General features: G+C 40.8%; 20 protein-coding genes and 1 other RNA gene. 13 read left to right on the forward strand and 8 right to left on the reverse strand.

Annotation, left to right across the window (positions count from 1 at the left end):
- Positions 1 to 6 precede the first annotated feature (6 nt).
- From ACKWB9_RS12280 to ACKWB9_RS12305, 6 genes are read left to right on the forward strand one after another with little or no spacing between them, the layout of a single operon-like run.
- Positions 7 to 915: a TatD family hydrolase gene (locus ACKWB9_RS12280; RefSeq protein ID WP_414003317.1), complete on the forward strand. Its 909-nt coding sequence runs from the start codon at positions 7 to 9 to the stop codon at positions 913 to 915.
- Between the two features lies 1 nt (position 916).
- Positions 917 to 1,816 carry a UbiA-like protein EboC gene (gene eboC, locus ACKWB9_RS12285; RefSeq protein ID WP_414003318.1) on the forward strand — a complete coding sequence of 300 codons (900 nt, stop codon included), beginning with the start codon at positions 917 to 919 and terminating at the stop codon, positions 1,814 to 1,816.
- Positions 1,817 to 1,821: 5 nt separating this feature from the next.
- Positions 1,822 to 2,982: a 3-dehydroquinate synthase gene (locus ACKWB9_RS12290; RefSeq protein ID WP_414003319.1), complete on the forward strand. Its 1,161-nt coding sequence runs from the start codon at positions 1,822 to 1,824 to the stop codon at positions 2,980 to 2,982.
- A gap of 7 nt (positions 2,983 to 2,989) precedes the next feature.
- Complete coding sequence (gene eboE, locus ACKWB9_RS12295) at positions 2,990 to 4,189, forward strand: metabolite traffic protein EboE (RefSeq protein ID WP_414003320.1); 1,200 nt, start codon at positions 2,990 to 2,992, stop codon at positions 4,187 to 4,189.
- On the forward strand, positions 4,186 to 5,556 hold the full coding sequence (locus ACKWB9_RS12300; RefSeq protein WP_414003321.1) for an alkaline phosphatase family protein: 1,371 nt from the start codon (positions 4,186 to 4,188) through the stop codon (positions 5,554 to 5,556). Before eboE ends, ACKWB9_RS12300 begins: the two co-directional genes overlap by 4 nt.
- 5 nt (positions 5,557 to 5,561) lie before the next feature.
- On the forward strand, positions 5,562 to 5,915 hold the full coding sequence (locus ACKWB9_RS12305; protein WP_414003322.1) for a transmembrane 220 family protein: 354 nt from the start codon (positions 5,562 to 5,564) through the stop codon (positions 5,913 to 5,915).
- Here the strand turns inward: ACKWB9_RS12305 and ACKWB9_RS12310 are convergent.
- Complete coding sequence (locus tag ACKWB9_RS12310; protein WP_414003323.1) at positions 5,904 to 7,784, reverse strand: DNA polymerase III subunit gamma/tau; 1,881 nt, start codon at positions 7,782 to 7,784, stop codon at positions 5,904 to 5,906. The genes ACKWB9_RS12305 and ACKWB9_RS12310 overlap by 12 nt on opposite strands.
- A gap of 107 nt (positions 7,785 to 7,891) precedes the next feature.
- Here ACKWB9_RS12310 and rnpB point away from each other — a divergent pair.
- An RNA gene (rnpB, locus tag ACKWB9_RS12315) (RNase P RNA component class A) lies at positions 7,892 to 8,206 on the forward strand.
- Positions 8,207 to 8,261: 55 nt separating this feature from the next.
- Here rnpB and ACKWB9_RS12320 read toward each other — a convergent pair.
- The 4 genes from ACKWB9_RS12320 to ACKWB9_RS12335 all read right to left on the reverse strand — a co-directional run bounded on the left by ACKWB9_RS12320 (position 8,262) and on the right by ACKWB9_RS12335 (position 10,990).
- Positions 8,262 to 8,819: a hypothetical protein gene (locus ACKWB9_RS12320; RefSeq protein WP_414003324.1), complete on the reverse strand. Its 558-nt coding sequence runs from the start codon at positions 8,817 to 8,819 to the stop codon at positions 8,262 to 8,264.
- Between the two features lie 173 nt (positions 8,820 to 8,992).
- Positions 8,993 to 9,529 (reverse strand): RsmD family RNA methyltransferase, encoded by a 537-nt coding sequence (locus ACKWB9_RS12325; RefSeq protein WP_414003325.1) that lies wholly within the window; start codon positions 9,527 to 9,529, stop codon positions 8,993 to 8,995.
- Positions 9,529 to 10,365 (reverse strand): DUF3822 family protein, encoded by an 837-nt coding sequence (locus ACKWB9_RS12330; RefSeq protein WP_414003326.1) that lies wholly within the window; start codon positions 10,363 to 10,365, stop codon positions 9,529 to 9,531. Before ACKWB9_RS12330 ends, ACKWB9_RS12325 begins: the two co-directional genes overlap by 1 nt.
- Entirely contained in the window at positions 10,343 to 10,990 is a 648-nt protein-coding gene (locus ACKWB9_RS12335) for a hypothetical protein (RefSeq protein ID WP_414003327.1), read from the reverse strand. The genes ACKWB9_RS12330 and ACKWB9_RS12335 overlap by 23 nt, the downstream gene beginning before the upstream one ends.
- Before the next feature lie 102 nt (positions 10,991 to 11,092).
- Here ACKWB9_RS12335 and ACKWB9_RS12340 point away from each other — a divergent pair, with 102 nt between their 5' ends.
- From ACKWB9_RS12340 to ACKWB9_RS12365, 6 genes are all read left to right on the forward strand, one after another.
- Complete coding sequence (locus ACKWB9_RS12340) at positions 11,093 to 12,526, forward strand: ATP-dependent DNA helicase (RefSeq protein ID WP_414003328.1); 1,434 nt, start codon at positions 11,093 to 11,095, stop codon at positions 12,524 to 12,526.
- A gap of 84 nt (positions 12,527 to 12,610) precedes the next feature.
- On the forward strand, positions 12,611 to 13,183 hold the full coding sequence (locus tag ACKWB9_RS12345) for a DUF4126 domain-containing protein (RefSeq protein ID WP_414003329.1): 573 nt from the start codon (positions 12,611 to 12,613) through the stop codon (positions 13,181 to 13,183).
- Positions 13,184 to 13,386: 203 nt separating this feature from the next.
- Positions 13,387 to 14,100: a 3-deoxy-manno-octulosonate cytidylyltransferase gene (gene kdsB, locus ACKWB9_RS12350; RefSeq protein WP_414003360.1), complete on the forward strand. Its 714-nt coding sequence runs from the start codon at positions 13,387 to 13,389 to the stop codon at positions 14,098 to 14,100.
- The gene (locus tag ACKWB9_RS12355; protein WP_414003330.1) at positions 14,091 to 14,789 is read left to right on the forward strand and encodes an HAD family hydrolase; all 699 of its coding nucleotides are present in this window, start codon (positions 14,091 to 14,093) and stop codon (positions 14,787 to 14,789) included. The genes kdsB and ACKWB9_RS12355 overlap by 10 nt, the downstream gene beginning before the upstream one ends.
- An 8-nt stretch (positions 14,790 to 14,797) precedes the next feature.
- The gene (locus ACKWB9_RS12360; protein ID WP_414003331.1) at positions 14,798 to 15,925 is read left to right on the forward strand and encodes an iron-containing alcohol dehydrogenase family protein; all 1,128 of its coding nucleotides are present in this window, start codon (positions 14,798 to 14,800) and stop codon (positions 15,923 to 15,925) included.
- A gap of 105 nt (positions 15,926 to 16,030) precedes the next feature.
- Positions 16,031 to 16,573, forward strand: coding sequence for a 1-acyl-sn-glycerol-3-phosphate acyltransferase (locus ACKWB9_RS12365; RefSeq protein ID WP_414003332.1), 543 nt, complete (start codon positions 16,031 to 16,033; stop codon positions 16,571 to 16,573).
- Here the strand turns inward: ACKWB9_RS12365 and ACKWB9_RS12370 are convergent.
- The 3 genes from ACKWB9_RS12370 to lepB form a co-directional block, all read right to left on the reverse strand.
- The gene (locus tag ACKWB9_RS12370; protein ID WP_414003333.1) at positions 16,570 to 17,079 is read right to left on the reverse strand and encodes a hypothetical protein; all 510 of its coding nucleotides are present in this window, start codon (positions 17,077 to 17,079) and stop codon (positions 16,570 to 16,572) included. The two genes, ACKWB9_RS12365 and ACKWB9_RS12370, sit on opposite strands and share 4 nt — an antisense overlap.
- A 245-nt stretch (positions 17,080 to 17,324) precedes the next feature.
- Positions 17,325 to 20,528, reverse strand: a complete 3,204-nt coding sequence (locus ACKWB9_RS12375) for an efflux RND transporter permease subunit (protein WP_414003334.1) — start codon at positions 20,526 to 20,528, stop codon at positions 17,325 to 17,327.
- On the reverse strand, positions 20,525 to 21,742 hold the full coding sequence (gene lepB / locus ACKWB9_RS12380) for a signal peptidase I (RefSeq protein WP_414003335.1): 1,218 nt from the start codon (positions 21,740 to 21,742) through the stop codon (positions 20,525 to 20,527). Before lepB ends, ACKWB9_RS12375 begins: the two co-directional genes overlap by 4 nt.
- Positions 21,743 to 21,799: the final 57 nt, after the last annotated feature.

Consider the following 21,799-nt stretch of genomic DNA (forward strand, 5'->3'; position numbering starts at 1 on the left):
AAGATTATGGACGATAACATGATGATAATTGACCCACATATTCATATGACCTCGCGTACTACGGATGATTATGAAGCTATGGCCAAAGCGGGCATCGTAGCTATTATTGAACCTTCTTTTTGGCTGGGACAACCGAGAACACAAGTAGGCTCATTTCAGGATTATTACAGTAGTCTGGTAGGTTGGGAACCTTTTAGGGCAAGCCAGTTCGGGATAAAACATTACTGTACCATTGGTTTAAACTCCAAAGAGGCCAATAATGGGGCCCTGGCGGAACAGGTAGTCGAATTATTGCCCCTTTACCTACATAAGGAAAATGTAGTCGCCATTGGTGAAATAGGTTATGACGACCAAACCCCGGAAGAGGATAAATACTTTCGGATGCAATTGGATATGGCCAGGGAATTGGACATGACGGTCCAGGTGCATACGCCACATCGGGATAAAAAAGCGGGGACCATAAAAAGCATGGAGGTATGTATGGAACATGGTTTGGATCCGTCCAATGTTATAATTGACCATAATAACGAGGAAACGGTACAAGAGGTACTGGACAGGGGTTTTATTGCCGCTTTTACCATTTACCCAAAGACCAAAATGGGGAACGAACGCATGGTGGAAGTTGTCCGTAAATTTGGAAGTACCAACATTATTGTAGATAGTTCGGCAGATTGGGGCGTGAGTGATCCCCTTGCCGTGCCAAAAACAGCTTCTTTGATGTTGAAGCGGGGCATAGCCAAAGAAGATGTAGTAAAGACCTGCTACCAAAACGCTTTGGACGCTTTTGGCAAAAATGGAAAAATGAAGGAAGGACATTGGTTGAATCCTACCGGTATTGACCAATCGCGGTTGTTTAACGATAACAGTGTACTCAGAGGACAAACACCAAGAATAGATACGGATCAAATCACTTGATATGAGTGCAAAACTTATGGGTTTTGTCCGTTTGGCAAGACCTGCCAATTTACCTACGGCAGCAGCGGATATATGTGCAGGTATGGCCATAGGTCTTTTTTTTCATGGTATTGAAATGATGGATTTTATTCAAAAAAATCCGGCTCAGGTTCTCATGCTTGTCTTTTCTTCGATCTTTTTATATGCCGGCGGGGTAGTGTTCAATGATGTTTTTGATGCCAAATTAGATGCCATAGAACGCTCTGAAAGGCCAATACCTAAGGGAATCGTCAAACTGCCCCAGGCAATGATTTGGGGTATATTTTTACTTTTAACAGGTATTATTTTGGCATTTTTAACGACAAAATGGAGTGGTTATGTGGCTTTGGTATTGACCTTGGCGATATTTACTTATGATGCCTCAGCTAAAAAACATGCTTTTTTTGGCCCTTTGAATATGGGAATATGCAGAGGGTTGAACCTTATACTGGGTATTTCCGTTATCGGAACAGTGGCATTGGCATGGATAGCTATAATTCCCGTACTCTATATTTTTGCCATTACCTTGATCAGCCGGGGTGAAGTTCATGGGAACAACAAGAGCCATCTGCTTTGGGCAGGTGTACTTTTTGCGATGGTCATCATCGGTATGGCTGTATGTACACATATTTTTACCGGGAACCTGGCTTTGGGAATCCCCTTTCTTTTATTATTCGCTTTTTTGATATTTCGCCCCTTGATAAGGGCCTACCGGATTAATTCCCCGGAACGAATTAAAAAAGCGGTGATTTCAGGTGTACTTTCCTTAATAGTTATGGATGCCTGTTGGATGGCAGGTTTTTCAAATTGGTCCCTTGCGTTAGGCGTATTGCTGTTTTTGCCCCTATCTTTGTTACTTTCTAAATTATTCGCAGTTACTTGATACCTATGGAATTAAAGCCCATTAAACAATCATTTTCCGTACCCTATGAATACAGGCTCTATTTTACAAAAGGGTTGTTTCAATTGGGGAATAAGCTGTTCGTGGATATCATAAAAGGTTACAAGGACTTTGAACCTGTAAGACTGTTTTTTGTAGTGGATGACGGAGTAGACCGATATCATCCCGATTTGATTAATGAAATAAGATCCTATTGCGCACATCATGATCGTCATTTAAAACATACGCAAATACTAACGGTGCATGGAGGAGAACGATCCAAAAATGGTGATTCCCAAGTGGAACAAGTGCTTAAGGGAATCAATGAAAATGCCATTTGTAGGCATTCATTTGTTGTCATTATAGGAGGAGGTGCCGTTATAGATATGGCGGGTTATGCAGCGGCTATTGCCCATAGAGGGGTGAAATTGATTCGGATTCCTACGACCGTACTTTCCCAGAATGATTCGGCAGTAGGAGTCAAGAACAGCATAAATGCTTTTGAAAAGAAGAACTTTTTGGGAACATTCGCACCACCTTATGCCATAATAAATGATAGTGATTTTCTTGAAACACTGGAGCAGCGGGATTGGGTTTCGGGGATAGCCGAAGCAATTAAGGTCTCCCTCATCAAGGACAAGAAGTTTTTTGAATATATCTCGGAACATGCCCAGGAGTTGCAAAAACGTCAAATAGAACCCATGCAATACGTTATCTATAAATGTGCGGAGATGCACATGCAACATATTGCCGAGGGAGGAGATCCTTTTGAGATGGGTTCTTCCAGACCTTTGGATTTTGGGCATTGGGCAGCCCATAAAATGGAGCACATGAGCGGATATCAATTGCGCCATGGCGAAGCGGTTGCCAAGGGAATAGCATTGGATGTCACCTACGCACAGCTTATCGGATTGATTTCGGAAAGGGAATTACGGTTTATTTTAGATGTAATGCTGGCTATTGGTTTTGATTTATCATTGCCCGTAAGTTCGGCATCGGAAATTTTGGGCTTATTGAATGGTATTGAGGAGTTTCGGGAACATCTGGGAGGGCAGTTGACCATTACGCTTATCTCCGAAATCGGAAAGAAACAAGATGTACATACCATAGATATGGAGGTAATGTCCCAGGCCGTCCAACAATTAAACCATCAATTTTCCTTAAAATAAACTGTTCATGCATATTGCCGGTAAATACCAACTTTCCTATTGTACCAATATACATCCGGGGCAAGATTGGGAAACTACTTTTGAGAATCTAAAAAGGTATGTTCCGGAGATTAAAAAAGCGGTTTCCGCGGATAAACCTTTCGGTTTGGGATTGCGTTTATCCAACAAAGCGAGCGAGGAATTGGCAATGGGCGATCGCATGGCGAATTTTCAAAAATGGTTAACGGAAGAAGACGTTTACGTGTTTACCATGAATGGATTCCCCTATGGAAATTTTCATGACGAACGTGTAAAGGATAAAGTTCATGCCCCGGATTGGACTACACAAGAAAGGTTGGTTTACACCAATCGGCTTTTCGATCAATTGGCGGTACTCTTGCCCAGTAACGTGTCCGGAGGGATTTCAACATCCCCTATAAGTTATAGGCATTGGCATGCTGCCCCTACCGATAAAAAGAAAGTCTTTGAAAAGGGGGCGGAAAACATGATCAGAGTTGCCCTGCATTTATCCCAATTGGAAAAATCCACCGGAAAGTATATGCATTTGGATATTGAACCAGAACCGGACGGACTTTTGGAGAACACGGATGAGGTGCTTTCCTTTTTTTCCGATCATTTAATTCCTATGGGAATTAAAATACTGGAAAACGAATTGAATTTGAACGACGTTGAGTCCGAAAAACTCATCAAACGTTATATCACCATTTGTTATGATATTTGCCATTTCTCCTTGGCGTATGAAGAACCGGAGATTACTTTTAAAAAATTTAGATCGGCCGATGTACAAGTGGGAAAAATTCAGGTAAGTGCGGCCTTAAAGGTGATATTCGGGACACCGGACCATGAAAGTATCTGGAACGCCTTGGCCCAATTTAATGAACCCACCTATTTGCATCAGGTAACGGAACAAAAGGATGGAATCGTCAAAACCTATAACGACCTGCCTCAAGTACTGGAGAAAAAAGATGGTCATAAAGAATTAAGGGCACATTTTCATGTCCCTATTTTTTTAGAGCGGTACGGTAATTTGTTTTCTACCCAGGACCATATCATAAAGACCCTGGACTATTTAAAGGACCATGTCGTTTCCGAGCATTTGGAAATTGAAACATATACTTGGGACGTACTTCCAAAAGATTTAAAACAAAACTTAACGGAATCTATTATTCGTGAGATCGAATGGTTGAAAACTAGAATCGTCCGATGAAAAAAACGATCGTCATCAATGTCGTAGGGTTGACCAAACGATTGGTCGGAGAGCATACACCGTTTATACGTTCTTTTTTGAAAAAGGGAAAAGGAGCATACATAAAACCGATAGTACCTGCCGTTACCTGTTCTATGCAATCTACCTATTTAACGGGAAAATGGCCTTCCCAACATGGTGTCGTTGGGAATGGTTGGTACTTTAAGGATGAATGTGAGGTTAAATTCTGGCGGCAATCCAATAAACTGGTGCAATCGCCTAAAATTTGGGGCGATTTAAAAAAGGAAAACCCGAATTTTACCTGCGCCAATCATTTTTGGTGGTACAATATGTACTCCAATGTGGACTATAGTATTACACCGAGGCCCAATTATCTGGCAGATGGTAGAAAGATCCCGGATATTTATTCCCATCCACCGGAATTACGGGATATGGCCCAAGCAACCTTGGGGACTTTTCCTTTGTTTGAGTTTTGGGGGCCAAAGACCAGTATCCGTTCGTCACAATGGATAGCGAATTCGGCCATACTCACGGATAAGGAGTATGACCCCACATTAACATTGATCTATTTACCGCATCTGGATTATAATTTACAACGCTACGGGCTGAATTTTGATAAAATATCCAAGGATTTAAGGGAAATAGATGGTGTAGTAAAACAATTGGTCGAATACTATACAGCAAAAGATACACGAATATTATTGCTTTCGGAATACGGGATTACCAATGTACATAGGCCGATCCATCTTAATCGTGTGTTACGGCAACATGGCTATCTGAATGTACGTACGGAAAGAGGTTTGGAACTTTTAGATGCCGGGGCCAGTGATGCTTTTGCTGTAGCGGATCATCAAATTGCCCATATTTATTGCAAGGATCCAGAACACCTGGAAGCCGTAAAAAAATTGTTATTGCAACAAAAAGGTGTTGAAAAGGTATTGTCAGAAGAAGAAATCAAAAGAGAACACCTTTATCATGACAGGTGTGGGGATTTGGTGGTAGTTGCCGACAAGGATTCTTGGTTTACCTATTATTTTTGGCTGGATGACGCCAAAGCACCGGACTTTGCCAGAATGGTGGATATCCATAAGAAACCGGGCTATGATCCCGTTGAAATGATGACGGATCCCAAGGATAAATGGACCATGGCCAAGGTTATCGGAAAACTGATGAAGAAAAAACTGGGCTTTAGAACGGTCATGGATATTATTCCGTTACAAGCGGAGTTGATCAAAGGTTCGCACGGTAGGATTCCCGAGGATAAAGACGATTATCCGTTTCTTATGACCAATACGGATTTACTTGAAAACGACCTGATAGAAGCAATAGATGTTTATAACGTCATAAAAACACACCTATTAAATTAACAGCTATGCATACTTTTTTTAAATTCCTTGGATTTTTGTTTACCGTATTATTTACACTGGGTGCCGTAGTGCAATACAATGATCCGGATGCATTTTTATGGATAATTATTTATGCGATCGCGGCCCTGATTTCGCTTTTATTTACCTTGGATAAAATAGGATATATCCTTCCCATGATACTGGGGATTTTAGGACTTATAGGCTTTACGTATTTATACCCATCTGATTTTCAAGGATTTGATTTGAATGATGGTGATATTAAGACCGTTGAATTGGGCAGGGAAGCTTTTGGGTTGTTGATTATAGCCCTGGTTTTGTTACTTTTTGCCTTTCGAATCAAGAAGGCATCAAAGATCTAGATCGAACTCTTTTCGGAGCAAGTCTATAACGGGATTCTTTTCCCGTAGTTTTTGGTATTTTTCCTCTGGGGTAAATGCAAACTTCTTGGCACTTTCCTCGTTCACTTTGATCTTCAATTGAATAAAGTGATTGTTAAGGTTGTTTCGCAAATAGGTCATTAGTTCGAACTGTTCCCGTTCGATCTCTTTCTTCATGGTGCCGTTGGGCAGTTCGATATGGATGGTATGGTTATCTCCCAGTTTGGGAACATCGGTATTCAGGTTGGATGCCAGGATTTTTTGGCCTTTAGTATCGATCAATGTCACAAAATCGGCCCAATGACGTTGCAAATCTTCGGCTGTAAAATCTTCATTGGGAAGATCATCCTCATCAACTACGACCTCTATTTTATTGAGTTCGTGTTCTTTCTTCGCTTTCAGGCTAGAAATGGATAATCCGGAAACACGTTTGTTGGGTGATGAAATCTGTATTTTTTTTGCGGTCGGTTCCTGAACCACCGTTGTTGTTTCTCCACTAGCAAGGGAAGTGATCGGTGCCACTGCCTCCTTAACAGGTAGTTCGGATGTTTCCGGTTTCAGTGTGCTTGTTTGATCCGTCCCGGCCTTTTGTGCTTCAAGGGGAGCGATTTCGATCTTGGGCGGGGGCGTAACCGTTGTAACGGGTTCTTCCGTGATTGTTTCTATCGTTTTTTCTTCGGCTACGGGTACTTTATTTTTCTTTGGAAGTACAGCTTCTTGAAAAAAGGCCGAAGGGGCAATAAAATTGACCGTAGTATTCTGAAGTGCTACAGATTCAGGATTTTTTTTTTCACCATCAAAATTGATGGAGGCCAGTTTCATTAAGGTAAGTTCGACCAATAAACGCTGATTTTTACTGGTCTTATATTTTAAGTCGCAATCATTGGCCATATCCAGGGCTTGTAATAAAAATCCGCTGGAGGTCTTTTGGGATTGCTCCCGATAATTTTTTTGTGCCGCTTCCCCTACCTCTAATAAGGTTATGGTATCCTGGTGTTGACACACCATTAAATCCCTGAAATGGGAAGCAAGCCCAGCTATAAAATGATGACCGTCAAAACCGAGTGCCAAGGTCTTGTTGAACAAAACCAAAAGTTGTGGAATATTATGTTGTAGGATCAGATCTGTTGCCTCAAAATAGGTGTCGTAATCCAATACGTTCAAGTTTTCCGTAACCGCTTTTCGGGTTAATGTTTTTCCTGAAAAACTCACGACACGGTCAAAAATAGAAAGGGCGTCCCGCATGGCACCATCCGCTTTTTGGGCAATGATATGTAATGCGTCCTCTTCGGCGTTTACCCCTTGGCTTTCTGCGATATACTTTAAATATTCGGCAGCATCTTTAACGGTAATTCTTTTAAAATCAAATATTTGACAACGTGAAAGTATCGTGGGGATGATTTTATGCTTCTCCGTAGTGGCCAAAATAAAAATGGCGTGCTTTGGCGGCTCTTCCAATGTTTTTAAAAAGGCGTTGAAAGCCGATTGCGAGAGCATGTGTACCTCGTCAATGATATAGACTTTATATTTTCCTACCTGTGGTGGAATACGTACCTGGTCTATTAAACTTCGGATATCGTCCACAGAATTGTTGGAGGCCGCATCCAGTTCAAAAATATTAAAGGCAAAATCCTCATCGGCACTTTCCGTACCATCGGAATTGATCTGTTTGGCCAAAATTCGGGCACATGTGGTCTTTCCTACGCCCCGTGGCCCACAGAACAAAAGTGCCTGCGCTAAATGATCGTTGTCTATGGCATTTTGGAGCGTATTGGTAATGGCCTGTTGCCCCACAACGTCCTTAAAGGATTGGGGCCTGTATTTACGTGCCGATACAATAAAAGGTTCCAAAATATTTTGATTTAGTACTAACACAAATATAAAAATCGTGTCGTATTCTTGGATGTATTTAAGTTAGAGATCATCCTTAGTTATCAACAATTACAGTACATTTGCGCCTAGCAGGCCACCTTATCGCGGTTCGCTCTGGCGAAACGAGGAAAGTCCGGACACCATAGTGCGGTATAGCGGGTAACACCCGTCTCCCGATAGTTATCGGGACGGACCAGTGCAACAGAAAGCAAGTACAGTTCGGCTGTAGTGAAATCAGGTAAACTCTATGCGGTGAAACGTCATGTAAATCGGCAATTAAGGGCGGCACGTCCGAGCCGAAGGGTAGGCGGTTGGAGCCTTGGGGTAACTTAAGGTCTAGATAAATGATAAGGGTCCGTTTTTTGACGGAGACAGAATCCGGCTTATGGCCTGCTTAATTAAAAAAGACCGAATATCGATTCGGTCTTTTTTAATTTATCCAAGTATTCGGATGTTTTATTCGATTCGTTTTAACTTAATCGTTGAATCAACAGATGTGTTGATTGGGGATTCTGCAATATCTGTGGCCACATTTTGAATGAATACTAATTCTCCATCCGTATTAAAAGAAGCCTTAAGGGCTTGGTCTTCGGAGAATTCACTAAACTCTACGTCATTTGCATCAAATTCGAACAAGACACCATCAAAAGTAATGGAGTCCTCGGAAAAACTATATGTTCCCGTTTCAGAAACTCTGTCAATAGTTTGGGTATCGGCATCAAAGGGAACACCGTTTATTTTTCCTGTGGTCACAATATCATAACTGCCTTCAACCGTATAGGTTGTTTCGGTCAATGTGAGAATATAATCAAAATTTTCGCCTACGCTTTTGGTAGAGCTGTTAAGTGGTATTTCCGCTATTTCCCCATCTATATTTATATCTACAATAAAAGATGTTACCGCCCATTTACCGATTAAAGATTGAGCATCTATTGGGGTGGTATCTTCATCCTCTTTGTCACAAGATAGGAAAAGAACAGCTAGGAAAAGTGTAAATATTCTTAATGATTTCATGATTTGGTATTTTTAGTTCTTACCAAAACGATTAAAAATGAAAATACGTATAAAAAGAGTTTTTATTTTTGGCGATAGTTTATGTGGGATAAGGTCAAGAAAAAATTTCCTTAGTATCAAAAAGTCAACACTTTTCTTAGGGCTGTTGTAACCAAGAGGAGGTTTGTTAAAAACTAAACACTAAAAAAACTAAACACGCTTCCGCCATATTTTCTAAAGCGGTCAAAATGGGGGAGGTGCTCCAAACTCATTTGTTTGGCATGTTCAATGATCAACGTCCCATCTTCCATAAGGAGGTTGTGTTTAAAGACCAGTTCGGGCAACTTTTCAAAATCTTCTTGAGGCATATCATAGAAAGGGTCGGCAAAGATGATATTGAACCGTTCCGTGTTTCTTTCCAAAAAAGAGAACACATCACTTTTTAGGATTCGGATACCCATCTCCAAATCTTTGGAAACCTTATCCACATAGTGCACGCAACCCGTATGGGCATCAATGGCCAGAATATCCGTTGCACCACGGGAAGCAAACTCAAAGCTAATATTGCCCGTTCCGGTAAAAAGGTCCAATACTTTTACATCCTCAAAATAATAGCTGTTGTTGAGGATGTTGAACAGCCCTTCTTTGGCCATATCCGTAGTAGGCCGTACAGGTAATTTCTTTGGGGCGGTTAAGTGCCTGCCCTTGTGTTTTCCAGAGATAATACGCATTAAAGGGTGTTTAGTACGGTAAAGTCAATGGAATTGGTTTGGGGCTCGCCCAATTCCAGATGGTGGGGTACGGGAGGTACAAAAATAGTGATATGTTGTATATAATTATAGCAAAGTTGAAAGAGGGCATCGTCCTCTTCTATGGCACCGAACAATTTTACGGCAACGGTTTCGGTATCCAACTCCAACTGCTCCAGAACGAACAAAAGGTAATAAGCAAAATCCTCTTTGGTCCGATACAAAAAGCTATTATAGAGCAATAGTTGTCTTTGCCTTATGACTATAATATCCAATTGCTCTTTTCCTACATGGGCGTAGCACACGGTATCTTTGAGTGATCCATGATTGTTGAGAAGGGATTGTATCAGTACCGTGCCATTGTGCATATAGGTGAATTCCCCAAAAAGCCCGTACACATAATTGTTGATGTTCATATAGGGTACGTACACGTTCATCATATCCTGATTTTCAATTTCGTCGTATGCCAAAACATCGGTAGGCAATACTTTGGTATTGAATTTTAGGTAATGGGAAAGTTGATCGGGATCGAACAAGGGTTTGGGAACCAATCCAAACAAAATATTCTGGTGTACCACTACCACTTCGTCAAACTGTTTTTGTGCTAGTCGGTGTTTTTCCATCAACTCTGCAAGTTTCTTTTGCAGTGTTATTGGGTTTTGTTCCCTTGGAAAAATTATATTATCGGAAATCAGAATCCGATGCGAAACCGTATCGGCCACACAAAAAGAAAGTCCATTCAAGCTTACCTGAATGGACAATTTTTTAAAATTCCTATTCGCTATGTCTAAGCGATTATTGGTCGTCTTTTTTGTCATAGATCGGAGGCCAGTTGCCGCTGGTGCTAACTTCTTGTAGGGAACCTACTATTATTTCGCTACCATTTACTTCTTCTACGCTGATCTGTGCATTTTCCCGAGATACCAAATCCTTGGGTTGATCCGCCAATAAAATGCTTTTTGAGACTTTAGCTTCAAAAACCGGAGCCCTATAACCACTTTTTTCAATAACACTTGCTTTCATCGTAATTTTCTCTCCGGAAACCCCGGGAACGTCCATCAGGTTTTTATACCGTGTATCTTTTTTGAACAAAGAATCCTTTACGGAGACAAATCCTAAAGTATCGATAATAACCGTATCCTTTTGTAAATCGATTTGATATGTTTTGTCATAGCGCATAAAGGAAGAATCCTTTTGCGTAGTAATGACATATTTTCCGGTATCCACAAACTTGATCAAACTATTAAAATTCCCCGCATATCTACCATTGACCGTTTTATAAGCTTCTTGGGAATTTCGGATGTCCTTTAACTTGGCAACGACCTTACCAAAGCGTTCTTGCTTGACCTTCTTAAATTCGATAGGTCCTGTTATGGAGTTATATATAAGGTAACCTAAAAAGATACATCCAATCCAAAGTACAATCTGTATAATGGTCTTCATTTTCGTAAGTGTTAATTTAATTTTGTGGTTCTCACAAATCTACAATTTTTTTTTAATGGGAAAAGTTTTTGACCTAAAAATCATCTTTATCTTTGAGCCTTTATGAAACCGCTCACACCTGTTAATTTCTTTAGTTTGTTGGAATCCAGGTTCCCACATGAACCTACCTTAAAACAGGAAGCGGCCATGCGGAAATTGGCCGCTTTTATTTTGGGGGACAGGAAAGAGGAAGTCTTTCTTTTAAAAGGGTTTGCGGGAACGGGAAAGACCACGCTGATAGGTACTTTAGTGAACAGTCTCTGGAAAGTACGAATGAAATCCGTGCTTATGGCCCCTACGGGACGTGCCGCCAAGGTCATGGGCAATTATTCCGATACACGGGCATTTACCATTCACAGGAAAATCTATTTTCCAAAAAAACACAGTGGGGGTGGAGTACAGTTTATTTTGGCTCCCAATAAACATAGGGATACGGTCTTTATCGTAGATGAAGCCTCCATGATTCCGGATACACCGGCCGATTCCAAGCTATTTGAGAACGGTTCGTTACTGGATGATTTAATGATGTTCGTCTATTCCGGTCACAATTGTAAATTGATCTTGATCGGGGATACGGCACAATTGCCTCCGGTACATTTACAATTGAGTCCCGCCTTGGATGGGGATAAACTCTCCTTGAACTATAATAAGGAAGTAATCCCTTTAGAACTGGATGAAGTAGTGCGCCAAGCCCAGGATTCAGGTATTTTGGTGAATGCCACCCTGCTTCGGGAACAATTGCAAGGGCATTATTTTGATGAGTTTCGATTTAATGTGGAACCTTTCGGGGATATTGTCCGTTTGGTAGATGGTCATGAAATACAGGAAGCCATTGACGGTTCCTATTCGGAAAACGGCAAGGAGGAAACCGCTATAATAGTCCGCTCCAATAAGAGGGCCAATCTATATAATTTGAACATTAGGGAGCGTATCCTCTTTTTGGAAAATGAATTGGCCGTTGGGGATTATATGATGGTGGTGAAGAACAACTACTTTTGGTTGAAACCCAATTCCGAAGCTGGATTTATTGCCAATGGGGATATTATAGAAATTTTGGAAATTTTTGCGTTCAAGGAACTCTATGGGTTCCGGTTTGCGGAAGTGAAGGTACAGATGGTGGATTACCCCAATATGAAACCCTTTGAGACCGTTTTGTTATTGGATACGATAAAGGCCGAGTCCCCGTCACTGTCCTATGAAGATGGAAACAGGCTTTATCAGGAAGTAATGAAGGATTATGCACACGAGAAATCCAAATACAAGAAATTTTTGGGCGTAAAGAACAACAAATACTTTAATGGGCTACAGGTCAAATTTTCCTATGCCATAACCTGTCATAAATCCCAAGGGGGACAATGGGATACCGTTTTTGTGGAACAACCTTATTTGCCCAATGGCCCAGATCGTGAATACTTACGTTGGTTATATACCGCAGTGACCAGGGCCAAGCAAAAGTTATACCTTATTGGTTTTAAGGATGATTTTTTTGTTGCTTAAGAAAAGGGTAATTTAGTAACAAGGAAAAAAACAAGAACAGATCGATACATATTATTTTTAAATCTGATACTTGAACTTTAAAAAATGACATCCGAAACCATTATCAGTATTTTTTTGGGAATAGGCCTGGCGGCATCCGTAGGCTTTCGGGTATTCCTGCCCTTGTTCGCTTTAAGTCTTGCTTCCTATTTTGGGGTGTGGGATTTGAACGAAAATTGGGAATGGATCGGTAGTTTGGTCGCGGTTCTTACTTTGGGTATCGCCACAGTGGTTGAAATCTTCGCTTATTTTATTCCGTGGTTGGACAATGTACTGGATAGTATTTCGGTTCCTTTGGCCGCCATTGCCGGAACTGCCGTAATGGTCTCCACGATCGCCGATTTAGATCCGGTGGTTACATGGTCCCTTGCCATTATTGCCGGAGGTGGTACCGCAACGGCCATAAAGGGAGTAGGGGCAACGGGGAGACTGGCCTCCACTGCAACTACGGGTGGATTGGCAAATCCGGTGGTCTCAACAGTGGAAACGGGTACGGCGGTAGTGGTTTCCATCGCCTCTATTTTTGCGCCAATTCTAGGAGCTATACTGGTCATCATTATTTTGACCGTTATTTTCAGGATATATAGAAGTTTAAAACCCGGGAAAAAGAGTACTTAGTTATGGGGCGGGAATAAAGAAGTAGGCGGTATTCAGTAGGCAGTTGTAGGTTTGGATTTCCCGGTTCGTGTAAATTCGTGAAATTATTTTCGGTCTAAAAAAATATTGAAAAGCAAGAATATAGGTTCATGAAACCTGCCTGTATAAAATCGAGTATGTATCAATTATAAAACCAAAATAGAGAACAAGTGAAGATTATTGCAATGATACCCGCCAGATATGCGGCTTCCCGGTTTCCGGCAAAATTAATGCAGGACCTACACGGAAAACCTGTAATTGTTAGAACCTATGAAGCGGCTATGAAGACGGGGCTTTTTGACGATGTATATGTGGTTACGGACAGTGATGCCATTTATGACACTATTACCGGAGAAGGGGGTAAGGCTATTATGAGCCTAAAGGAACACGATTGTGGGAGTGACCGTATTGCGGAAGCGGTCATGAATATGGATGTTGATATTATTGTAAATGTTCAGGGCGACGAACCTTTTACGGACCGTGAGAGTTTGGCCGGGGTCATGGAGGTTTTTCAAGAGGATGTGGACAACGAAATAGATTTGGCCTCTTTAATGGTAAAGATTACCGATGAGAATGAAATAAACAATCCCAATACGGTAAAGGTAATTGTGGACAATAGAAATTTCGCCCTTTATTTTTCAAGGGCGCCCATACCGCATCCAAGGTCAAAAAATGACCGTACCGTACACTACAAGCATAAAGGGATCTATGCTTTTAGAAAGAGGGCTTTGATGGACTTTCAACGTTTGCCCATGTTGCAATTGGAAGCCACGGAAAAGATCGAGGCCATACGTTATCTGGAGTACGGGAAGAAAATAAAAATGGTAGAGACCTCGGTTCAAGGGATCGAAATAGATACGCCCGAAGATTTAAAGAGGGCACAGGCCGCATGGAGATAGATTTTAAGGGAATAAAAGTCATTGGGTTTGATGCCGATGATACACTTTGGGTGAACGAAACCTATTTTAGGGAGACAGAAGAAAAATTTTCCAAACTTCTGGAAGATTATGAGACCAGAAACAAAATAGACCAGGAACTCTTTAAAATGGAAATGAAAAATCTGGAGCTGTACGGTTACGGTATCAAGGGTTTTATGCTGTCCATGATAGAATCTGCCCTGGAATTGTCAAATAATGGGATTTCTCAAGCAACGCTTTTGGAAATATTGAATCTTGGTAAAAAGATGATCGCACATCCCGTGGAATTGTTGGATGGGATAGAAGAAATTTTGAATAAATTACAAGGTAAATATAGATTGATTGTCTTGACCAAAGGTGATTTGCTCGATCAGGAACGAAAACTGGAACGCTCGGGCCTTTCCAAGTACTTTCATCATGTAGAAGTATTGAGCGACAAAAAAGAAAAGAATTATAGAGATTTGTTGGAGCATTTGAATATTGATGTAAAAGAGTTTTTAATGATCGGCAATTCCTTAAAATCGGATGTTCTGCCTATCGTGAATATCGGTGCTAAGGCTATACATGTTCCTTTTCATACCACATGGAAACATGAAGAAATAGCCGAACCTGAACAAAAAACAGGATATATGGGTATTAATTCCTTGAAAAAGATATTACAGTACCTTTAAAAGTAAGAATGGAGTTAAAAAAAGAAATAACATTGAAGAAGATACCTACTAAAGCTTCGGAACAATACAGGAATTTTCCCATGGTGCCAAGAGTGGTCTTTGGCAATGGAAGTTTTGACCGTCTTGGAGATATTCTAATGCCCAAGAGAAAACACTCGGAAGCCCCTATGATCTATTTGGTGGACGATGTTTTTGAAGGAACCGGGCTTCCGGCCCGCATCCCGAAAATATTTTGTGATCAGATTATTTTTATTTCAGCGGATGAAGAACCTAAAACAGCGCAGGTAGATGCCCTGGTCAAAATGATCCGCAAGGAATTTTCCGCACCGCCTTCCGGCATTATTGGTATAGGCGGCGGTACACTTTTAGATCTCGCAAAGGCCGTTGCTATTTTAATGACCAATAAAGGAAGGGCGGCAGATTACCAAGGTTGGGACTTGGTCAATAAGAAGTCCGTTTATCATGTGGGGATACCCACGATCAGTGGTACCGGAGCCGAGGTTTCCAGAACTACCGTACTTTTGGGGCCCGATAAAAAACTGGGTATAAATTCAGATCATACCACCTTTGATCAAGTAATCCTTGACCCCGAATTAACGAAAGGCGTTGATCCAAAACAATGGTTCTATACAGGAATGGATTGCTATATCCATTGTGTGGAATCCTTAAATGGAACCTATTTGAACGCCTTTAGCCAAAGCTATGGGGAAAAGGCCCTTGACCTTTGTAAAGAAGTGTTTTTAACAGATTTACCTGAAGATAAATCCAGGGACAAACTTATGATGGCCTCTTGGCATGGAGGTATGAGCATTGCTTATTCACAGGTAGGTATCGCACATGCCATGAGCTATGGCCTGGGGTATCTTTTAAAGATAAAGCATGGTATAGGTAATTGTTTGGTGTTTCAACATTTGGAAGCGTTTTATCCAGAAGGTGTTGCCCTATTTCATAAAATGATGGAAAAACACGGTATTGAACTGCCTAAGGGGATATGCGGACATTTGTCCGAATCCGAATTTGATAAAATGGCTGCTATAGCCTTAGGGATGGAGCCATTGTGGGAAAATGCATTGGGGGAAAATTGGAAAACTATCATTACGGTCGGGAAATTAAAATCCATTTATCGTAAAATTTAGATGACGACTTTATTGCTGTGTTGTTAATATACCCTTTGAGAGATGAGTACATGCCTGCCTATATACATGTCAAGGAACTAAATAGGGTCTATTTAAAAATATACAATGAGGGGTCTTGCCAAGTTCATTTATTTTAAGGTATTGGGATGGTCGCTCAAGGGAGAGTTTCCTTCCTATTTGGCCAAATGCGTTATTATAGTAGTGCCCCATACCAGTTGGTGGGATTTTTTATTGGGACTGCTCATTCGCAAGGTGTGGAACGAGGAAATCAATTATATCGGCAAAAAGAGTCTTTTTGATTCTCCTTTTGGGTGGTTTTTTAGATGGACGGGCGGTGCGCCCATTGACCGTAGTAAGAACAATGATACCGTTAACGTCACGGCAGAAATTTTCAGGCAACGTAAGAAATTCCGATTGGCATTATCACCTGAAGGAACACGTAAAAAAGTAAAACAATGGAAAACGGGATTCTACTACATTGCAAAAACAGCTCAGGTTCCTATCGTTCTTGTGGCCTTTGACTATGGTAAAAAGGAAATCAAGATTTCCGAACCCCATTTTATTTCAGGGGATAGGAATACGGATTTTAAGGACTATAAAATTTTTTTTAAAGATGTGAAGGGCAAAGTACCCGAATATAGTTTTTAGCCACGATTTCGTTCTATTAATTTTTTGACCGGTGGCTCCTCTGGCTCCTCTTTCTTTTTGGTGTTTCCCGGAAATACCATGGAAGTGCTGGAATAAGAGGTTCCAAAGGTTGCCGCTGCGGCATATACCTGATCTATGGCATCCAAGACCTGATGTTCGGAAAGTTCTTTTAACGGATGTATAAAAACGGACCAAATGATTTCATCGCTCAAGGCATATTTAACGTCCAGGGCAGAATGAAAATTAGCGACCATGGCATTTAAGAGTTGATCCTCCTCAATTTCTTTCCGTTCTATGATCGGAGAAATTATCCGCATCCTATTGGCATTGGTATCATAAACACAGATCAGAGGGCGTTCTTTGTATAGGAATTGGTAGGCATTGCCATTCACAATGGTAGTATCCGATACTTGGGTAATGAGCTCTCCGAGTTTTTCTCCACTCATTTGCTGGGCGGTAAGGGCAACAGGAATAATAATAATGAGCAGAAGGAAGATATTTCTCATAATAATCGGTTTACCAATAAGTCGATTGTATTGTATGGGAATTACAACCACCCAATAATCTGAGCTGAAAGGGAGGTTGACCAACCTCCTTTTTATCATTTTATAAAATGTTATTCCTGCATCGTATGGTGCACGTTCTGTATACTGTCTTTATAATATTGAGAAAATTTATTTTGTTCAATATAAGTATATGAATATTTCAAAAATCGATTGAAAATTGCTAAACCATATATGATTTGATTTCATTATGGATGTGATTTACCCTTACTATATAAAAATTGACCAGCATTCATATCTCGAACTACACCTGACTTTTTGATAATAAATAAAGGCAAGTACAAAAAGATTCCAATAAGGGAGAAAACCAGTCCGCCGATTGATCCGGCAGCAAATGCAAACCAGAATACCTCGTTCTGTCCGTCGAATACAAAGGGAATAAGGCCCACAATGGTAGAGACTATGGTTAGCAGAACGGGTATGATCTTATAATTGAACGCTTTGAAATAAATTGATACAACATTTTTGTGGGGGTTCCGTTTTTTTAAATTATTGAAATCGTTGATGATATAAAGAGCTGAGTTCACACTAATACCGCTCAACAAAATGAATGAGGCATATCCCCCTTGGTCAAAGTTAAAGTCGAACCAATAAAAGGTAAGGAACACCCCCACGAACGAAATGGGCACCATGCTAATAATGGCCAGAGGTAGCTTTAATGATTCGAGCAATATGGCACAAATAAAAAAGATGATTACCACGATGACAAACAGGTAATAATATTGTTTTTTGTCGTTTTTGTTCCACCAACCGTTGTATTGCGGGGCCAACACTTCATAGCCTATGGGCAATAAGGCAGAAAATTCCTCTATTTGCCCATCCTTGAACTTTTTGGCCAAAGGTTGGGTCCCTATAAAATTATAGGAAATGACCAAACGATAGTTTTGATTGATTTTTTTAATGGTATTTCCGCTCTTCCGTTTGGTTATGGTAACCAATTCCTTTAATTTATATTCGTTGCCGTTCAAGGTAATAGGAGTTTGTTTTAAGTCCCAGACATTGAATTTTGCATATGTATTGGACATCAACTTTACCTGTTGTAACTCATTATCATTGATTACCGATTGCAACTGGCCTGAATGCAATCTGTCCTTGAGAGATCCATAAAGTTGTGATTTTGAAATATCGGCCAAGGCCAAACGCTCTCCATCAAAATCAAGGTAGTATTCGAATAAAGGACTATCGCCCCATTCACCACTGCCAATTTCAACCTCCTTTACCCGTCCGTCGGACTCTTTTTTTAATTGCTCTTTTAAAATTTCCGCATAGCGGTATAGCTTATCATAGTTATATCCTTGCAAGATAATCCGCTCACTCTTGTAGCCCGTGCCCAGGGCATTGGAAAAGCCCCTTCCGACACCGCTCACCGTCCAGTCCAACCCACCAAGGCTTATGGACTTCGCCTCCAAAAGACTTTTTAGTGTATAAGGAAACGATCCGAATTCATATTCTTCTTTAAAATAGATATTGATATTGGAGTTTCTGTAACTTGTAACCCGGGTTTCAAAAAGTTCCACTTCGTCAAAGGAAATTATGTACTGCTCCATTTTTTGTACGGCCACATCCAACTGCTGTATGGTACAACCTTCCGGCATGGCACCGGTGACCCGTAATGTGGTGCGCTCCGGTTCGGCATAATAGGAATTCTCAAACACATTTTCTGTAAACAATCGCAATGTACCGCCAATGGTTTTTTCCAGAATAGGGCGTATCTCGTTGGAAAACCACTCGTTACCCATGGTGTCATTGTATAGCTCTCGCCAAAAGCCTTCACCCTCTATTTTTTGTGGGGCTAAATGTAATGGTAGGCCAAAACCGAGTACGAAAAGGGCCAATAATACCCATTTGGGCAATGGTCTTTTAAAAAGGCCCATCACACGTGCATACCCCTTGGTAAAATGGACAATCCTTCGCTTTCGTTTTCTGGAAAAATGTTTTCGTTTTTCCACTATTTCGAACTTATCCAAAAGGGCCGGTATAAAATGGAAGGATATAAGCAACGAAACCCCGATGTTTATGGCAATGACCAGCGCAAAGTCCCAAAGATTCAAACGTTGACTTTCTTCTAATAAAAAGATGACCAACACGGCTCCAATAGTGGTCAGGGTGGCTGCCAAAATTGCCCAGAAAGCTTTTTTGTTCCTCTTGTTCCGCAAATGGTCCATCATAACAATACTATTGTCAATGATAATCCCAAACGAAATGGTAATGCCTGCAAAGGAGTAGAGTTGTAATTGGATGTCCAAAGCGTAATAAAAAATAACGGCCACCAAAAGGTTCACTGCGATGCCTAGAAAAAGAACGATCAGGTATTTTAGGTTTCGGTACACTACAATGACAAGCACCAAGAGTATAAACAGTGAAAATAAGGTCCGTAACTCTATTTTTTGCAGTTCCTCTACTAGGAACTCCGTGGTATCCTGGGTCAGTTTGATTTGGTAGCCCGAATCCAGATCGGTCTTTAACTGGTTTATCTCTTCCCTAACAGTCTTGGCGAGTTGAATGGTATTTACTCCTTTCTCGGGATAGATGACCATGTTCAGGGTGTTCAATCCATTAATTCGATAATAGGCGTTTACCGGCCCTTCTTTAAAACGTATTTGGGCAATATCTCCTAAATATATCATCCGATTCCCGGTTTTTTTGATGGGAATCTTCTCCCAGTCCAGCTCCTTGACAGGTCTGTACAAAAGCTGTACGGCCAGTTCGTGCAGACTCTTTTGTTCGTCCGATTCATAGACAATGCCTACACCCAGTTCGTTTTTTTGCAGGTACCCATTTATGGCACCACCTACTTCTTCGACCGACAGCTTCAATCGGAGCAACCTATCGGCACTGTAGGTAATGGCCCATTCGTACGGGGAGGCCCCATATACATCGGCTCTTGCCACTCCTTTGATATAAGACAATTTGGGCAAAATGTGGTCATCCGCATATTTTTTGATGTAATAGGGACTTTCGTTGGAATTGATGCTGTAGGACAAAATAGGGGAATTTCCTTCAGAAGCAGCACTGATGGAGAGGGCCGGATACCCCACTCCCAATGGCAGTTTGGGATAGGCCTGACGAATTAGATTGGCCACCTCAAAACGTACGGCATCCATATCCGTCCCCTTCTTGAATCCTATGTTGATACGACCGTTCCCCTTTTGGGAGGTGGAATTGATTTCCTTTACCCCCTGCACTACATTAAACAGTCCTTCCAATTTGGAAGTCACTTCCTGTTCCATGACCTTGGCCGAAGCATTGGGCCAGGAATAACTTACGGAAAGAGATGGCGTACTGCGGTCACTGGTCAGCTGTACATTGAGAAATGGCACCAGACAGATTCCTATAATGGATAGGGCCACAAAAGTGGTAATGATACTGAAGGAAGATAAATAACGCTTCATTGTATATCATCTATATTTTTAAAAAATCTATCCCAATTAAACCTTTCCTGGTAATTGGAAAACAACACATATTGAACCTTACCAATGGTATTCTCCTCTGGCACAAAACCAATGTAACGGGAGTCCATGGAACCTTTTCGGTTGTCGCCCATTACAAAGCAATAATCCTGTTTAAAGATATATCGATCCACTTTTTTTCCATCCAAATAGTAATGTCCGTTGCTTTCAACTAATTGTACTTTTTCGTGTTCCTTTAAAGCTCTTTTATAAAGTGTATGGGTAAAGAAATCCAGTTTTACGGTCATTCCCTTTTTGGGTATAATCATCGAACCCATATCGTCCAGGGTCCATTGAGTTCCCTTTGGCAGGGCAAAAAGTCCTTTTTTGATATCAAAAGTATCCAGCTCCATTTCCACTCTCTTGACTTCCGATAGATTTTCCAATAGCCGTTTTTCTTTGTGGGAGAAGATACCTTTCAGCATTCCAGGGATTTTATTGTCAGGATAAACCGATATTTGGAGTGCCAAAGAATCCAGTTGTCGATAGAACTTTCGTTTGTTCCCTATTTGCAATTGATAGGTATTTTTAATGGTTTCCGGTTCTATATATTGTTTCTTGTTTATAAATACTTTTCCCTTATCGATGGAAAGTGTATCCCCAGCTACTGCCACACAACGCTTGACTACAAAAAAATTACGGTTAAGCTGATAGACCAACACATCCCCTTGCTTTATATGATGATTTCCACTCAACCGTTTATAAGGCCACCAGTTTTCATCCATGGCCATACGTGCTTTTTCATTCATATAGAACAATAGGTTCACCCATGAAATCTCAAAAGGACTTCGGGGTAATTTAGGGCCATAAGTCAATTTGTTGACCAGAATTACGTCTCCCGGAAATAGAGTGTTTTCCATGGAACTACTGGGAATCCGATAGATGTCTACAATCAATAGTTTTATCCCTATACTGGTCGTAAAAATGAACAAAAAGAAAAAAATTCCCTTGGAAATTCTATGGATCGTCCTATGCCTTATCCTCTTAATGTTGTGGAATATCAATACGTAGACAACGACCAATCCAAAGAGCATCAAAGCCAACCAAAAAAGGCTCAGAAATAACAAGAGTGAAAGCAGTAAGAAGAAAAATATTTTTCTCCAATGCTTTTTTATGTACATGGTTTCCAAGCGTCTCCCTTTTAGAATTTCAATCATTTTTTATTTTTACGGCACCAACACAAGGAGTATCTATTTAATACCAAAAAATTCATT

Source organism: Maribacter spongiae, from assembly GCF_047345125.1.
In the GTDB taxonomy this organism is placed as follows: Bacteria; Bacteroidota; Bacteroidia; order Flavobacteriales; family Flavobacteriaceae; genus Maribacter.

Excerpts from the sequence above, each read along its gene's own strand:
- ACKWB9_RS12280 (WP_414003317.1), top strand. The coding sequence starts at position 7 with ATGGACGATAACATGATGATAATTGACCCACATATTCATATGACCTCG.
- eboC (WP_414003318.1), top strand. The coding sequence starts at position 917 with ATGAGTGCAAAACTTATGGGTTTTGTCCGTTTGGCAAGACCTGCCAAT.
- ACKWB9_RS12290 (WP_414003319.1), top strand. The coding sequence starts at position 1,822 with ATGGAATTAAAGCCCATTAAACAATCATTTTCCGTACCCTATGAATAC.
- eboE (WP_414003320.1), top strand. The coding sequence starts at position 2,990 with ATGCATATTGCCGGTAAATACCAACTTTCCTATTGTACCAATATACAT.
- ACKWB9_RS12300 (WP_414003321.1), top strand. The coding sequence starts at position 4,186 with ATGAAAAAAACGATCGTCATCAATGTCGTAGGGTTGACCAAACGATTG.
- ACKWB9_RS12305 (WP_414003322.1), top strand. The coding sequence starts at position 5,562 with ATGCATACTTTTTTTAAATTCCTTGGATTTTTGTTTACCGTATTATTT.
- ACKWB9_RS12320 (WP_414003324.1), bottom strand. The coding sequence starts at position 8,819 with ATGAAATCATTAAGAATATTTACACTTTTCCTAGCTGTTCTTTTCCTA.
- ACKWB9_RS12325 (WP_414003325.1), bottom strand. The coding sequence starts at position 9,529 with ATGCGTATTATCTCTGGAAAACACAAGGGCAGGCACTTAACCGCCCCA.
- ACKWB9_RS12330 (WP_414003326.1), bottom strand. The coding sequence starts at position 10,365 with ATGACAAAAAAGACGACCAATAATCGCTTAGACATAGCGAATAGGAAT.
- ACKWB9_RS12335 (WP_414003327.1), bottom strand. The coding sequence starts at position 10,990 with ATGAAGACCATTATACAGATTGTACTTTGGATTGGATGTATCTTTTTA.
- ACKWB9_RS12340 (WP_414003328.1), top strand. The coding sequence starts at position 11,093 with ATGAAACCGCTCACACCTGTTAATTTCTTTAGTTTGTTGGAATCCAGG.
- ACKWB9_RS12345 (WP_414003329.1), top strand. The coding sequence starts at position 12,611 with ATGACATCCGAAACCATTATCAGTATTTTTTTGGGAATAGGCCTGGCG.
- kdsB (WP_414003360.1), top strand. The coding sequence starts at position 13,387 with ATGATACCCGCCAGATATGCGGCTTCCCGGTTTCCGGCAAAATTAATG.
- ACKWB9_RS12355 (WP_414003330.1), top strand. The coding sequence starts at position 14,091 with ATGGAGATAGATTTTAAGGGAATAAAAGTCATTGGGTTTGATGCCGAT.
- ACKWB9_RS12360 (WP_414003331.1), top strand. The coding sequence starts at position 14,798 with ATGGAGTTAAAAAAAGAAATAACATTGAAGAAGATACCTACTAAAGCT.
- ACKWB9_RS12365 (WP_414003332.1), top strand. The coding sequence starts at position 16,031 with ATGAGGGGTCTTGCCAAGTTCATTTATTTTAAGGTATTGGGATGGTCG.
- ACKWB9_RS12370 (WP_414003333.1), bottom strand. The coding sequence starts at position 17,079 with ATGAGAAATATCTTCCTTCTGCTCATTATTATTATTCCTGTTGCCCTT.
- ACKWB9_RS12375 (WP_414003334.1), bottom strand. The coding sequence starts at position 20,528 with ATGAAGCGTTATTTATCTTCCTTCAGTATCATTACCACTTTTGTGGCC.
- lepB (WP_414003335.1), bottom strand. The coding sequence starts at position 21,742 with ATGATTGAAATTCTAAAAGGGAGACGCTTGGAAACCATGTACATAAAA.